12 protein-coding genes, 1 tRNA gene and 1 rRNA gene are annotated in these 13,609 nt (G+C 49.7%); 7 read left to right on the forward strand and 7 right to left on the reverse strand.

Annotated elements, in window-relative coordinates; translation table 11 throughout:
* The 3 genes from rrf to ABD892_RS23795 all read left to right on the forward strand — a co-directional run.
* Positions 1-85, forward strand: a 5S ribosomal RNA gene (gene rrf, locus ABD892_RS23785); the annotation flags it as partial.
* 44 nt (positions 86-129) lie between these two features.
* A tRNA-Thr gene (locus ABD892_RS23790) sits at positions 130-205 on the forward strand.
* 200 nt (positions 206-405) lie between these two features.
* Positions 406-1,182: an OmpA family protein gene (locus ABD892_RS23795; protein WP_345198747.1), complete on the forward strand. Its 777-nt coding sequence runs from the start codon at positions 406-408 to the stop codon at positions 1,180-1,182.
* 69 nt (positions 1,183-1,251) lie between these two features.
* On the opposite strand, the gene ABD892_RS23800 is transcribed toward ABD892_RS23795, so the two are convergent.
* Positions 1,252-1,896, reverse strand: coding sequence for an START domain-containing protein (locus ABD892_RS23800; RefSeq protein WP_345198748.1), 645 nt, complete (start codon positions 1,894-1,896; stop codon positions 1,252-1,254).
* Positions 1,897-2,174: 278 nt separating this feature from the next.
* Here ABD892_RS23800 and putA point away from each other — a divergent pair, with 278 nt between their 5' ends.
* Entirely contained in the window at positions 2,175-5,342 is a 3,168-nt protein-coding gene (gene putA, locus ABD892_RS23805; protein ID WP_345198749.1) for a bifunctional proline dehydrogenase/L-glutamate gamma-semialdehyde dehydrogenase PutA, read from the forward strand.
* 55 nt (positions 5,343-5,397) lie between these two features.
* Here the strand turns inward: putA and ABD892_RS23810 are convergent, their stop codons facing one another.
* Together ABD892_RS23810 and ABD892_RS23815 are read right to left on the reverse strand one after the other, a co-directional pair.
* Complete coding sequence (locus ABD892_RS23810) at positions 5,398-6,444, reverse strand: hypothetical protein (protein ID WP_345198751.1); 1,047 nt, start codon at positions 6,442-6,444, stop codon at positions 5,398-5,400.
* 101 nt (positions 6,445-6,545) lie between these two features.
* Positions 6,546-7,610: a sialidase family protein gene (locus ABD892_RS23815; protein WP_345198752.1), complete on the reverse strand. Its 1,065-nt coding sequence runs from the start codon at positions 7,608-7,610 to the stop codon at positions 6,546-6,548.
* Positions 7,611-7,864: 254 nt separating this feature from the next.
* On the opposite strand from ABD892_RS23815, the gene putP reads away from it, so the two are divergent.
* Both putP and rocD read left to right on the forward strand, forming a co-directional pair.
* Positions 7,865-9,358, forward strand: a complete 1,494-nt coding sequence (gene putP, locus ABD892_RS23820) for a sodium/proline symporter PutP (protein WP_425559344.1) — start codon at positions 7,865-7,867, stop codon at positions 9,356-9,358.
* 119 nt (positions 9,359-9,477) lie between these two features.
* On the forward strand, positions 9,478-10,695 hold the full coding sequence (gene rocD / locus ABD892_RS23825) for an ornithine--oxo-acid transaminase (protein ID WP_345198754.1): 1,218 nt from the start codon (positions 9,478-9,480) through the stop codon (positions 10,693-10,695).
* Positions 10,696-10,737: 42 nt separating this feature from the next.
* On the opposite strand, the gene ABD892_RS23830 is transcribed toward rocD, so the two are convergent.
* Entirely contained in the window at positions 10,738-10,872 is a 135-nt protein-coding gene (locus tag ABD892_RS23830; protein WP_345198755.1) for a hypothetical protein, read from the reverse strand.
* Between the two features lie 324 nt (positions 10,873-11,196).
* Here ABD892_RS23830 and ABD892_RS23835 point away from each other — a divergent pair, with 324 nt between their 5' ends.
* On the forward strand, positions 11,197-12,156 hold the full coding sequence (locus tag ABD892_RS23835) for an AEC family transporter (RefSeq protein WP_345198756.1): 960 nt from the start codon (positions 11,197-11,199) through the stop codon (positions 12,154-12,156).
* On the opposite strand, the gene ABD892_RS23840 is transcribed toward ABD892_RS23835, so the two are convergent.
* From ABD892_RS23840 to ABD892_RS23850, 3 genes are all read right to left on the reverse strand, one after another.
* The gene (locus ABD892_RS23840) at positions 12,147-12,398 is read right to left on the reverse strand and encodes an acetyltransferase (RefSeq protein WP_211829083.1); all 252 of its coding nucleotides are present in this window, start codon (positions 12,396-12,398) and stop codon (positions 12,147-12,149) included. The two genes, ABD892_RS23835 and ABD892_RS23840, sit on opposite strands and share 10 nt — an antisense overlap.
* 17 nt (positions 12,399-12,415) lie before the next feature.
* Positions 12,416-12,958: a hypothetical protein gene (locus ABD892_RS23845; RefSeq protein ID WP_345198757.1), complete on the reverse strand. Its 543-nt coding sequence runs from the start codon at positions 12,956-12,958 to the stop codon at positions 12,416-12,418.
* 180 nt (positions 12,959-13,138) lie between these two features.
* The gene (locus ABD892_RS23850) at positions 13,139-13,483 is read right to left on the reverse strand and encodes a hypothetical protein (protein WP_345198758.1); all 345 of its coding nucleotides are present in this window, start codon (positions 13,481-13,483) and stop codon (positions 13,139-13,141) included.
* Positions 13,484-13,609: the final 126 nt, after the last annotated feature.

The following is a 13,609-nucleotide window of genomic DNA, read 5'->3' on the forward strand; positions in this document are numbered from 1 at the left end:
ATCCCATCCCGAACTCAGCAGTGAAACGATACATCGCCGATGGTAGTGTGGGGTCTCCCCATGTGAGAGTAGGTCATCGCCAGACTTTAATTTCGATTAACTCTTCATGAGTTAATCAATGCAAAAAGCGCTCTTGTAGCTCAGTTGGTAGAGCACACCCTTGGTAAGGGTGAGGTCGGCGGTTCAAATCCGCCCAAGAGCTCCAGATAAAAGCCCTGAAGATATCTTCAGGGCTTTTTTTATTGCCAACAAACATTAATCATTCATCTAAAAGCTGCATATCTTGCCGCCGGTTAAGTCTCCTTCTTACCGTAAGGCCATGTATTTCCCTCCGATTCATACGACACTTTTACTATCACTGCCTACACTTGCTCATGCTGAAATCCTAAACAGGCGGAGTAAGCTATGAGATTGAAGTCTATAAGCGGCCGTATGGCGCTAGTACTCCTTGCCGCCAGTATTGCCGGCTGCTCGACAACATCAACAAAACAGTCATGGTGGCAATGTGCTCTTGCGGGCGCCACAGTGGGCGGTGCCGGTGGCGCGATGTCAGATAAGGAAGCCGCTACGTGGGGCGCAGTTGGGGGTGCCCTGATAGGTGGCCTTATCTGTGCGTTAAGTGGTAATGAAGAGCCTAAGGTGACTGATTATGATCGAGACGGTGTTGCTGACACCCGTGATCGCTGTAAGAACACACCGGCAGGTGTCCCGGTTGATCAGTATGGCTGTCCGATGGTTGTTGATAAGGACGCTGATAAAGATGGTGTGATGGACAAGCATGATCGTTGCCTGAATACACCTCCCGGTGTTCCTGTCGATGAGTATGGCTGCCCTGTGCCGCCAGAGCGTGTGCTCCATGATGTGACCTTCAAGTTTAATTCCAGTGACTTGACTGACCAGGCAAAAACAATTCTTGATAAGGAAGCGGCTTACCTGAAAAAATACCCGAATACTCACTATCAATTGGTTGGCTATACCGATTCAACGGGTAATGCGACGTACAATGTCTGGCTTTCCAAACAGCGTGCTGATTCCGTGATGAACTATCTGGTTCGGCAGGGGGTTAAGAGTGAGCGTTTGAGTACGCTTGGGATGGGGCCGAAAGACCCTATTGCTGACAACGCCACACTTGAGGGGCGTATGAAAAACAGACGGGTTGAAATCGAAATGGTGAATCGTTAAACAATTATCGACGCCATTCTTATTCATTGTTGCCGGGGATAAGGTTCCCCGGCAGTCGTTTGCATAGGCTCAGGGGGACTTGATATAAGCGCGTGTGGCCAGCTGGTATTTTTCCTGTGGTAATAACTTTTTCATTTGTATAAAGGTTTTGAGGGGAGTATCTACCAACAGGGTGTTAACCAGCCAGTCAGGGATTTTTCCGCCGGGTTCAATGTGTGCGGTATAACTTATTTCCATTGTGTGGTTTTTAATGGGAACAATGGTCCATTCACCGGTCAGGTAAGGAACACGAACATAATCATTTTTATCAGGGAGGTAATGGGGGAGTCCCTTCATGGTAATTCGCACGGTCTTCGTTTGTGGATCCTGTTCCAGTTCACTGTAAATGATGGCATCCCGGTCTTTGACTGGCCAGGGAAGATCATTAATGGTGTAGTTGTACACTTGAGTCGGCGAATCGCTGTGAATCCGTTTCAGTGAAAGGCAGCTGTATAACCAGTCTGGCCCTGCCTTGGTATCTTCTAATAATGCCACGAGTGCCGTCAGTGTGCTGTCGATCGTGGTGACGGCCTTGAATGCCTTGAGGGGGGATTTTTCAACATATCTCGTATAAACAGAGATACCTTCTTGCTCCCTGACCAGTTGCCATGCGATCAGTGATGGCGAAATGCTGAGAAATTGGCACAGAAACAGAATGTTAATCGACGCTTTCATTGCTATTTTTTATTCTTCTTATCAGAACCAACGTATGGATATGACTGTCCAATTATATACATTGGATAGGTAATTTTTGGTTAGCTTAATGGACAATGAGGTTATTGAACAGAACCTGTACATAGAGCAGGTATAGCTAAACCGAACTTGTACAGCACAATCTGTAAGAGTTTTCTAGAATAATTAGGCGGTTGAATATATAACCATCATAGATAAGGGCTGGTTCTGCGTTGCAGCAGGAGCCAGAGTAGACTCACTGACCCGGGGTAAGAAACAGTATGTACCAAACAGAAGACGTCCTTACGCCAGAATTTCTCCAGCAAGACTCAGATGCATTGAAAGCGATGATATCCGGTTGTTATGGACTGGATGAATCCGAGTGGCTTTCACATCTGATGGCATTGGCGGAGCCGTCTTCAGAGGAAATGTCTGCGGTATCTGTCCGTGCAGCCCGCTTGATCGAGCAGGTGCGGAGTCGTGATGACGCCATACTGATGATTGATGCACTGTTGCTTCAGTACAGCCTTGATACCCGGGAGGGTATTTTGCTGATGTGCCTTGCAGAGGCCCTGATGCGCGTACCGGATGCTCAGACTGCCGATGCCCTGATTCGCGATAAACTGAGTGTGGCAGATTGGGAGCAGTACCTGCGAAAGAGTGAGTCCCTACTGGTCAATGCCTCAACCTGGGGGCTGATGCTGACCGGTAAGGTTGTGACGATGGATGCCTCTGTGGATGGATCACCTGCTGGCGTAATCAATCGCTTGGTTAACCGCCTGGGAGAGCCTGTCATCCGGAAGGCCATGCACCAGGCCATGAAAATAATGGGCAAGCATTTTGTATTGGGGCGTACCATTCAGGAAGCCCTGAAGCATGCCCGGGAGTATCAGGAAAAAGGCTATACCTATTCCTTTGATATGTTGGGTGAAGCCGCACTAACCGCCAACGATGCCCGTCTTTATTATGATGCCTACGCCAAGGCAATAGAAACCATCAGTAACAGCCAGAATAGCGATGGCAATGTGCCTGCACCTACGATCTCCATCAAGCTTTCGGCATTACATCCCCGCTATGAAGTGTCCCAGGATAAGCGGGTAATGACCGAGCTTTTTGATGCGTTGCTGGCATTGCTTCACAAAGCCCGTGCGAGCAATGTGGGGATAACCATAGATGCTGAAGAAGCGGATCGTCTGGAATTATCACTGAATCTGTTTGAAAAACTGTATCGTCATCCGTCCCTGGCAGGATGGAATCAATTTGGGCTGGTTGTTCAGGCGTACTCCAAGCGAGCGCTCCCGGTTCTCTCCTGGCTGGCGGCATTAGCCCGTGACGTTGGTGACTGCATTCCTGTCCGGCTGGTGAAAGGGGCTTACTGGGACACTGAAATCAAGCTGGCGCAACAGTTGGGGCTATCAAACTATCCAGTGTATACACGCAAGGAGGCGACTGATGTCTCTTACCTTGCCTGTGCCCGTTTTCTTTTAAACGATACCGTTTCAGGGTTGCTGTACCCGCAGTTTGCTACCCATAACGCCCATACTGTCGCAAGTATTTTAACCATGGCCACCCACCGGCAGTTTGAGTTTCAGCGCCTCCATGGTATGGGGGATGCACTCTACAACACCTTGATGGAGCAGGAATCGGTGACTGTCAGGATTTATGCGCCGGTTGGTAGTCATCAAAACCTTTTGCCTTATCTGGTCAGGCGCTTGCTGGAAAATGGCGCCAATACATCGTTTGTGCATCGATTGGTGGATGCCAAAACGCCTGTTGCGGATCTGGTCAAGCATCCCGTCACTGTGTTGCGTGGTTATGCATCATTAGCTAATGAGCGTATTCCACTTCCACCGTACATTTTTGGAGATTCCCGCCTTAATTCGGCAGGCATCAACATTAACATTGAATCCCAGTGGCAGCCATTTCATGCAGGCGTCACCGACTATTTACAGACAGTGTATTCGGGGAGCCCCATCATCAATGGTCAACGGGTCATGAGTGGTCATTGCCATGCGGTACATTCTCCTTATCAGTTGCAGGAAAAAGTGGGTGAGATTTATTGGGCGGATACACAAAATGTCCAACAGGCGATTGAGATCGCGGCCAGTGCTTTTCCGGCCTGGAGCAATAGGCCCGTCGATGAACGGGCAATCTACCTAGAACGACTGGCGGATTTACTGGAGTCCAATCAACAGGAATTGGTCGCTCTGTGCCATCGTGAAGCTGGGAAGACCATACAGGACAGTATTGACGAAATTCGTGAGGCGGTTGATTTCTGCCGTTACTATGCGCTGCAGGCAAGAGAACATTTTACTGTCAGAGTCATGACTGGCCCGACCGGTGAACTGGATGAACTCTATCTGACGGGTCGAGGTGTGTTTGCCTGCATCAGCCCTTGGAATTTTCCGCTGGCGATATTTTTAGGACAGATTACCGCAGCCCTGGTGGCTGGTAATACGGTGATCGCCAAACCCGCAGAGCAGACAGGTCTGGTTGCCTGGCGAACGGTACAGTTAATGCTGGAGGCTGGCGTACCTGAGGATGTTATACAGTTCCTGCCAGGTGATGGCTACACCGTGGGTGCTGCACTGGTAGCGGATGAGCGGATTGCTGGCGTGGCTTTCACCGGTTCGACGGATACAGCGAAACAGATTAACCGAACACTGGCTGCCAGAGAGGGGGCGATTCCGACCCTGGTCGCTGAAACGGGTGGCCAGAATGCAATGATCGTAGACTCTACCGCACTACCGGAACAGGTGGTGATTGATGTCGTCCATTCTGCCTTTACCAGTGCCGGACAGCGCTGCTCCGCTCTTCGGGTGTTATACCTGCAACAGGATGTGGCAGACCGAATGATCGACCTGTTGAAAGGGGCAATGGCTGAGTTGGCTGTTGGTAACCCGGTGCTGCATGAAACGGATATTGGTCCAGTTATTGATGCTGAAGCGCGAGACCAACTACAGGCGCATGTTAACAATATGAAGGCATCGGCGGTCTTGCTGGCTGAAACACCACTGGCTGCGGATTGTCACCACGGCTGTTTTCTGGCTCCGGTGGCTTTTGAAATACAGTCGATCAAGGAACTCGAAAAAGAGCATTTTGGTCCGGTGCTTCATGTAATCCGCTATGCTGCGAGTGAGCTGGATCGGGTGATTGATGAGATTAATGAAACAGGCTTTGGGCTGACGCTGGGTATTCATACGCGTAATGAAGCGACAGCGGCTTATATTGACCGTCGTGTCAGGGCGGGGAATGTTTATATTAACCGCAACCAGATAGGCGCTGTTGTCGGTGTGCAGCCATTTGGCGGGCAGGGGTTGTCGGGGACGGGGCCTAAAGCAGGTGGTCCCCATTATCTGCTTCGATTTGCGACGGAACGTACCCGTTCGATTAATACAACTGCCGTTGGAGGGAACGCCACCCTTTTGTCATTGGGAGCCGGTGGCTAAAAAAATAGAGTCTTCAACGTTGTAAAAAAGGGGTAAGCCGTCTGTTCAGACGCCGTTACCCCTGCGTTTCCAGTAAGTTTTTCTGAATAGACGGTTTTCTCAGTTTCCAGATTTGTGAATCCACGATATAATGATGGAAATTGATGGTTGCGTATATCAGCAGAGCCAGAGGCAGCCCAGTACTCAGCGTTGTTGCCGTAACAATGGTTTCCAAGTTGAAGTATACTACCGTGGAGAGAGTGAGGCAGGTTCCCAGGTAGATCAGAAGTCGACCTGGTTGGCTTAAGAAAGAAATTGCATGGTGATCTTTTTCAATGCCAGCTGCATAACGCTTGCGGTTAAATAGCCAGACAAATCCAATATATTGCGCGTTATGCCAGATATTTATGGTGAGCCAGCTGCAGTTAATGTCATTAATCACGACGTAAGAAACGGTGTAAATAACAAAGTGGGTCAGCACATAACCGAAGTAAAACGGCGTTATTTCTTTCCTCAGTAATGCTCGGGTGCCGTTAATCATCCAGTAAATAATTGCGCCAAAACAGATGGCCAGTAATGCTAGGCGGACGCTGTCTGGAAAGATAATTGTCCATATGGGGATACCCAGGAAGTGGCTATGTCCTGCGCTGATCATGTAAACAAATGTGGTAAGAGGCACTAGGTAAAATGCAATACGTTGCCCGGAATTTGTTGCGAATACTTTGCACTGGCCTTTCATTCCGTAGGATTTCGCCACGCCTTCGCTCTGACGGGAGTAGTGGTACCACTGCCAATAGAGGTAAACACTGCCGATCAATGCCGCGTTCGTGAATGAATAGATCAGGCAAACAACTGTAATGATCATCAAAGGTAAAGGTACTAAGAAAAACCAGTGTTCTCTGGCGCTTTTTTTATCGAAGCCTATTCGTGTAAACGTTGAAATGACATGGTGGTACCCAAGAAGCCAAAGGTCAGCAATTAATATCCATTCAAACCGCTCGGGAACAAAATATGCGTAGAAACCGCAAGTAATGGCAATGAGCGGAATGAAATAAACAAACAAGTAATCGCCAAAGATAGCTGGGAATAATTGTTGTTGTGAAAAGGTGGGCGTTGTTTGCATAATATTTATTGGATCAATCTATTATTTATTATTGGAATATTAGCACAGTCCTTGTGCCGCTATCGCAAGTACAATGTTGCTTATAAGGTTTGCTCAATTGCTTATTCAATCATTACTCTATCTTTAATTTTGAGCTGAACATGACGAATTGCTCTGCGCTGCCATGTATAAGCGATGTGTATTGTGTTGTCACTGCCTTCAATAATTGAGGGGTAGGAATACTCCCCGTCAGTATCTTCCAATATCATCGCTTGACGCCATTGTTTGCCATCATTGCTAAGTGCAATAACAAGAGGGGTGCGTCCAGCAGGCACTGGGTTGTATACCAGCAGATGAATACCATTACGGAGTGTAATAGCGCTAATGGCTGAGCTGGGGTTTGGGAGCTGCGTAGTTTGGAGTGGTGACCAGTTCAGGCCATTGTCATGAGACCATGTTTCCGCAATAACGCCGGAGTGGGTTCGGCATAATGCCTGTAATTGCCCATCTGGGTGTGTAAGTAATGCGGGTTGTATGGCTCCTAGCATATGAGGATCCTCAACAGGGATGTATAGCCGTTTTTTATTGGTTTCTAGTTCGAAGTGTATTTGCCATCCGTGAAATTCGGTGCTCGATGGATAGAGCACGTTGTTATCTGACAGTTTGATTGGTGTATTTCTTATAGGACCCCAAAATCCCTCTGGCTCAGGTTTTGCCGAGGACCATGTCTGTCCGTCGTCAGAGGATGAAATATGAAATCCTTGCCATTCTCGTGGTGAATGTCCGACCTTGTAATGAAGGCGTAGAAGGGAGTCATCATTAAAAAGTACAGGGTCCCAATGTGGATCAGGCAAGTGGTTAGGTGCGTTATAGGTTAATTGTACCGGTTCTTGCCACTGGCCATTTTCATAGTGAGCACCCCAGATCCGAACGTCTCCACTCCCTTGTTGGTTGCCACCATACCAAGCCGCCATGAGTAGACCAGGCTTGACTTCTGTCAGTGTTACTGCATGGCTGATTCGCGTAGGAAGTGACTCTGGCGATACGACAAATGCTTTGCTGCGTAACTCAAGTTTTACGTCACTAGATGCTGTCAGCGCGTAACCCTGTAAACAGATAATCAGCAGAAATGTGCGGTGTGACAGAATACTGAGTAATGCTGATATATATTGATTTTTTGTGGACATCTCTATACTCCTAATCGCAAATAGGTTGAATTAACAGTACGTTATAGTTTTCTCAAACCTATTTTGTATTGAGTTCAAATAAATTAGCAGTTGCTAAGCAAAATGTTGTTTTATTTCCATATAATGAGAAAATTTGTCAGTATTTTCCGTAATTATCGCACCTGTATAACAAACTGTGGCTACATTGTTCTGTCATTAGTTCAGTACTGAAACTATTGTGCTGATTGACTGTCAAAGTTTCTAAAGGAGTTTGATTGATGCAGGGAAATACCACCGTAACTATCACATTCGTAGCCTATTTCATCGTTATGCTGGGAATAGGCTATGAAGCTTATCGACGCACTGCCACGTCCTCAGACTACTTTCTTGGAGGACGTTCACTCGGGCCGTGGACAGCTGCCCTGAGTGCCGGTGCCTCGGATATGAGCGGCTGGTTACTACTGGGATTGCCGGGTTATGCCTTTATGGCCGGCTTAGAGGCGTTTTGGCTGGGCGCAGGATTGTTACTGGGTACCTGGCTGAACTGGATGCTTGTGGCGAAACGCCTCAGAATCTATAGCAAAGCGCTGGGTGATTCCCTGACCTTATCGGAATATTTCTCCAATCGATTCAATGATCGCAGCAAAGTGCTACAACGCCTTTCTGCGATGTTTATCTTGCTCTTTTTCCTTTTCTATACCAGCTCAGGCCTGGTTGCCGGAGGCAAACTGTTTGAGACAGCCTTTGGGCTGGATTATCGGTGGGCGGTGATACTGGGTGCCGTCAGTGTCATCTCCTATACCTTGTTTGGTGGTTTTTTGGCGGTCTGCTGGACGGATCTGGTTCAGGGATTGTTAATGTCAGCCGCACTGGTCATTGTGCCGCTGGTTGCCTTGGATTTCAGTGGAGGCATTGGGCATGTCGTCACGACCATGCAGATGAAAAACCCCGAATTACTGAATATCATGACGGATGTGTATGGTAATCCACTCAGTTCGATCACCATTCTGTCCTTGTTGGGATGGGGGTTGGGATACTTTGGGCAACCGCATATTCTGGCACGTTTCAAGGCGGTTAAGTCGGTGGATGATATGCCGGCAGCGAGACGAATCGCGGTGACATGGACGGGGTTTTGTATTCTCGGTGCTTTCTTGGTCGGTTTGGCTGGCATGGTCTATGTCGATGCACACCCCGGGATTATTCTGGAAGACCCGGAACAGATCTTTATGCTGCTGGTCAGCAGCCTGTTTAATCCGCTGGTGGCCGGTATCCTGTTGGCGGCAATCCTGGCGGCAATTATGAGTACGGCAGACTCGCAGCTACTGGTCTGTTCGACAGCGTTTGCTGAGGATCTTTATCATGACATCTTCCGCAGTGAGGCAACTCAGCAGGAAATTTTGCAGGTAGGGCGGGTTTCGGTCGTTGTGATATCAATCATAGCCTGTTTGCTGGCAATGAATCCTGACAGCAATGTCCTGGGGCTGGTTTCCTACGCCTGGGCCGGGTTTGGTGCTGCATTTGGTCCTGCTCTGTTGATCAGTCTGTTCTGGAAGCGAATGACGCGTAATGGCGCTTTGGCCGGTATTTTGGTGGGGGGGATTACCGTCGTTATCTGGAAGCAGTTGACGGGGGGATGGTTCGATCTTTACGAAATAATACCGGGCTTTGCCTTTTCATCAATCGCTATTGTGGCGGTCAGCCTGCTGGACGGGTGCCTGTCAAGACATCCGTTGGTGGATTTTGGTAGCGCTGATATCGAATCTGGCTAAGTCGGCCTGCCTTCCTGAATTTGGCGCTTCATGATAAATGCCATTACTCTCCTAGAGAGGGCAAGTGGTTAGCATGGCGTTCTAAGTGACACTGTAACAGGACGGAGAGGGGGACTTTGGTGAAGGGATTATCCGCAGATGCCATCATGCAGCTGGAAGCTGAACATGGTGCCCACAATTACCACCCCTTGCCCGTGGTGCTGGCAAAAGGCCAAGGAATAGAGGTGTGGGATGTTGACGGCAAGGTTTATTTTGATTTTCTCTCCGCTTATTCCGCCGTTAATCAGGGGCATTGTCACCCGAGGATTATAAAGGCGCTGGTTGATCAGGCATCTGCGCTGACCTTGACGTCCAGGGCTTTTTATAGCAGCGAATTGGGGCCGTTCGAAGCCTATCTCTGCCAGACGTTTGGCTATGAGCGTATGCTACCAATGAATACCGGGGCTGAAGCGGTTGAAACCGCCATAAAGCTCTGCCGAAAGTGGGGCTATCAGAACAAGGGAATCCCCCCGGAAAAAGCCACCATCGTAGTTTGTGATGGGAATTTCCACGGCCGGACGACGACCATTATCTCTTTCTCCAATGATCCTGATGCCCGGAATGAATATGGTCCCTATACACCAGGATTTATTTCCATTCCTTATAATGATGTGGCCAGTCTCGAGCAGGCCCTGAGTCAGCCCCATGTTACGGGTTTTTTGGTTGAGCCGATCCAGGGTGAAGCCGGTGTGATTGTACCGGATGACGGCTACTTGCAGCAGGTTCGAGCCTTATGTGATCAATACGGTGTCCTGTTTATTGGGGATGAAATCCAGACAGGCATTGCCCGAACTGGTCGGTTACTGGCTGTGGATCATGAACAGGTACGTCCTGATGTGCTCATTCTGGGCAAGGCGCTTTCCGGCGGTGTATTGCCTGTTTCTGCGGTGCTGGCCAGTGATGAGGTGATGCTCTGTATCCAGCCGGGACAGCATGGTTCGACCTATGGTGGCAATCCGCTTGGCTGCCGTGTGGCCACCGCCGCCATGGAGGTGGTGCTTGATGAAAAGCTGGCTGACAATGCGGATCGTCTGGGTCAGGTCTTCAGGGATGGTCTGGCGCAGATTCGGCATCCGATGCTGAGGCGCGTAAGGGGCAAGGGGTTGCTGAATGCTATCGACATTGAACCGCTGAATGGTGCTGAAGCCTGGGATGTCTGTCTCAAGCTGGCAGAAAATGGTCTGCTGGCCAAACCTACCCACCGCGACACTATCCGCCTGTCGCCGCCACTGGTCATCAATGACGCCCAGGTCAGCCAGAGTCTGTCCATTATTGAGGATGCGTTGAAAACGTTTTAAAGAGAGGAGCATCCCTGGGCGTGCCCGGGATGCTCAGGCTGATTACTGCTGCAGCATATGAAAAGGAAGATAAAAGGCTGTGGCAATGAAAATCCATAGCGCGATATCACCGATTCGCTTCTCCAGTCTGTTCAGCCGGCGCCAGTGCTTGCGGGTCACGTCCTGTTCCTTGTGCATTTCAGATCCATTGGTATTCAGTATTGATGAAAAGGGTCGGAATACGGGGCGTCGGGGCAAGATTATTTATTCATCGTCAGGCATCTGCATATTACTAACCGCCATGACTCATCGCATAAGCTTGCTGCTCGAAAATTCCGATTGAAGACATATCGGTCTGCGAACCCGTAGCTTGAGTTCCTGAAACGCTCTGGATCAAATATTTTTTCCTTGTATTGTCGTAGGCTATTCGGTGTCGTGGTGAGGTATATTGCCAGCGACACATGGGGTTTGTAGGTCGATATTGTGTGTCCGGACTGGACATAGCGTTGTCAGGGGCGATGAATGGTTCTGGAGGCACTGAATTTCACGGCGGGTGTCACCCTGCCGATTTTTGTCATGATGTTCCTGGGGTTGGTTTTGAGCCGGTTCCAGGTCATTGATGACCCTTTCATGGATACCGCTTCCCGATTAGTGGTGAATTTTGGCCTCCCCGCCGTTTTGTTCCTCGGGACGGCGCGCATGGACCTGGGTTTGGCACTGGACCGACCGCTGATCCTATTCACCGTCGTCATGACGGTGGCTTCCGTCGGTGTCTTGTGGTTCTTGTCCGGTCGGATTGCCCCGGCGGCGCTGGATCGAGGGGTATTTGTTCAGGGGGCCTTCCGGGGCAATCTGGCGATTACCGGTCTGGCACTGGTTGCCAATATGTATGGTCAGGAAGGGGTATCCATCGCGTCTTTGCTGATGGCGTTTCTGGTGCCGCTTTACAATGTACTGTCAGTGCTGGTGCTGGTAGGGGCTCAGCGTGGACATGACGATGAGCCATCCCTGCAATGGGCGAGGTTGGCGAGGAATCTGTTTGGCAACCCGTTGATTGTTGCCATTGCTGTTGGGCTGGTGATCAACCGCCTGGCACTTCCACTACCTTCAGTCCTGGTTCGGGTTGGGGAATATTTCAGTTCTATTACTCTGCCACTGGCGTTGTTGTGTATCGGGGGCACCCTGAGCCTCAAGGCCTTACGGGAAGCCAGTTGCCTGTCATTGTGGGCAACGGTGGCGAAAGTGCTGGTTTTGCCTGGATTGATGGTTATGGGCACTGTTTGGCTTGGTTATCGCGGGACACTGTTAGGGGTCGTTTTCCTCTTGTCTGCCAGCCCTACGGCGGTCGCGAGTTATGTTATGGCCCGCAGTATGGGGGGGAATGCCCAGCTGGCAGCGAGTATCGTGGTGCTGACCACGCTGATGTCAATGGTGACGGTCAGCGTGGGCATTTTCGTTCTGCGTTTTCTGCATTACCTGTAATCCGGGATGGATTGTGGTGCGCGTTTATGAACTTCGGCATCACGGTAATGGTCGTTGAGCCAACAGCGGGGCAGGCTTTCGCCGGACAGAAAACGAAGGTTGTTTTTCCGGAACTGCTCTGGCTCGGCGGGATCTTCACCCCACTGAATGCAACCTGTCACGTTGGGTTCGCAGGGGTTAAAGAGTTCCTCAGGCTTGAGTATGGAGACCAGTTTGCCGTTGTTTTTTAAGGACAGGAACATGGTTGTGCTCTCAATGATCATGCTGGGTGCAAAGGCACGCGATTACTGAAAGGGTTCGTGATGGATGAGCTGCTGCCTGCGAGCAGTAAATCCGGGTAATGGCGAAACACGTGTTGTTTGATCTTGTGTACCTGGAATGGGTGCAGGTCAACCATAATCAGGCAGCCACCTTGGTCGAGGGGTTGTTTAAACGGTGTCAGGCGGTAATTTTGCTTTGCCATGCCGGCCAGCCCACCGGACCATGCGCCAAACAAACTACAGAAAATTGTCAGTAATGCCACCTGGGGCAGGGCAAAGGTAAAGGGCAGTAACTCCAGCGTGCCGGCAACCGTTGAAACCAGCAGGCCGCTTGTACCGCCAATCAGCGCCCCTTGTTCGCCGGAGTGGATAATATCACGCTCTTCCAGCAGGTTAGCTTCATTCAGATGATGATGCGTCAGGCTGTTTTGATCTTTGCAGATAATATGCACATGCCAGTTACTGATACCTTCCGCGTGCATGTCGTCTGTTACGCGCTTGGCTTGTGCCAGAGAGTGGGTGAGGTAATACAACCGGATCATGGTTGCCTCCATCGGATCACACTGTGCTGACTAATTGTAGGTATATGTAGTGATTTGTGTGATAAAAATACCTAGATCAAGTCTTTCTATAAAGAACAGGGCTGATGCCATGAACGTATGACATCAACCACAATACTTTACGCTGCAGTGTGGATGCATTTGCTGACGTACTTAACGTAATCAGCTAATAACGGGAGGGAGTTTTCCTGTCTTTAACAGTTCATTGAACCGCTTTTTTTTCTCTTCTTCTGACAGACCGGGTGAGGTAGCGGCACGATTGTCGCACAGAGGCGACAGGTCGGGTCTGATGTCGATCGGGCTGTTGTCCGTGGTCAAGGCCTCTTTACTGATGATGTAACTATCCATCACATCCAGCGCTTCAAGCAGACCGATATGCTGTTCGTCCTGTATGTTGTCTTCGAGCTTGGCTGCAATGTTGTCACGGATTTGCTGAAGCCGTTCCACCGGTGTTGTTTCACCGTGTTCGCTCAGCCATTGAGCGGCTGATTCACCGTTGGTTGCCATGTAATGGGGCTTACCTGTCCAAGAATAAAAGCCGGATTCTACCACACCCTGCCGCCTGCCGTCGTTGACAGTGGCAGGTTTCCCGCAGGAAGCAGCTATAGTGTTTTTCGGTAATTACCGATCGGT

This window comes from Kistimonas scapharcae, from assembly GCF_039540975.1.
Taxonomy (GTDB): domain Bacteria; phylum Pseudomonadota; class Gammaproteobacteria; order Pseudomonadales; family Endozoicomonadaceae; genus Kistimonas; species Kistimonas scapharcae.

Bases quoted from the DNA above. Each gene is read 5' to 3' on its own strand.
- ABD892_RS23795 (WP_345198747.1), top strand. From the start codon at position 406: ATGAGATTGAAGTCTATAAGCGGCCGTATGGCGCTAGTACTCCTTGCC.
- ABD892_RS23800 (WP_345198748.1), bottom strand. From the start codon at position 1,896: ATGAAAGCGTCGATTAACATTCTGTTTCTGTGCCAATTTCTCAGCATT.
- putA (WP_345198749.1), top strand. From the start codon at position 2,175: ATGTACCAAACAGAAGACGTCCTTACGCCAGAATTTCTCCAGCAAGAC.
- ABD892_RS23810 (WP_345198751.1), bottom strand. From the start codon at position 6,444: ATGCAAACAACGCCCACCTTTTCACAACAACAATTATTCCCAGCTATC.
- ABD892_RS23815 (WP_345198752.1), bottom strand. From the start codon at position 7,610: ATGTCCACAAAAAATCAATATATATCAGCATTACTCAGTATTCTGTCA.
- ABD892_RS23830 (WP_345198755.1), bottom strand. From the start codon at position 10,872: ATGCACAAGGAACAGGACGTGACCCGCAAGCACTGGCGCCGGCTGAAC.
- ABD892_RS23835 (WP_345198756.1), top strand. From the start codon at position 11,197: ATGGTTCTGGAGGCACTGAATTTCACGGCGGGTGTCACCCTGCCGATT.
- ABD892_RS23840 (WP_211829083.1), bottom strand. From the start codon at position 12,398: ATGTTCCTGTCCTTAAAAAACAACGGCAAACTGGTCTCCATACTCAAG.
- ABD892_RS23845 (WP_345198757.1), bottom strand. From the start codon at position 12,958: ATGATCCGGTTGTATTACCTCACCCACTCTCTGGCACAAGCCAAGCGC.
- ABD892_RS23850 (WP_345198758.1), bottom strand. From the start codon at position 13,483: ATGGCAACCAACGGTGAATCAGCCGCTCAATGGCTGAGCGAACACGGT.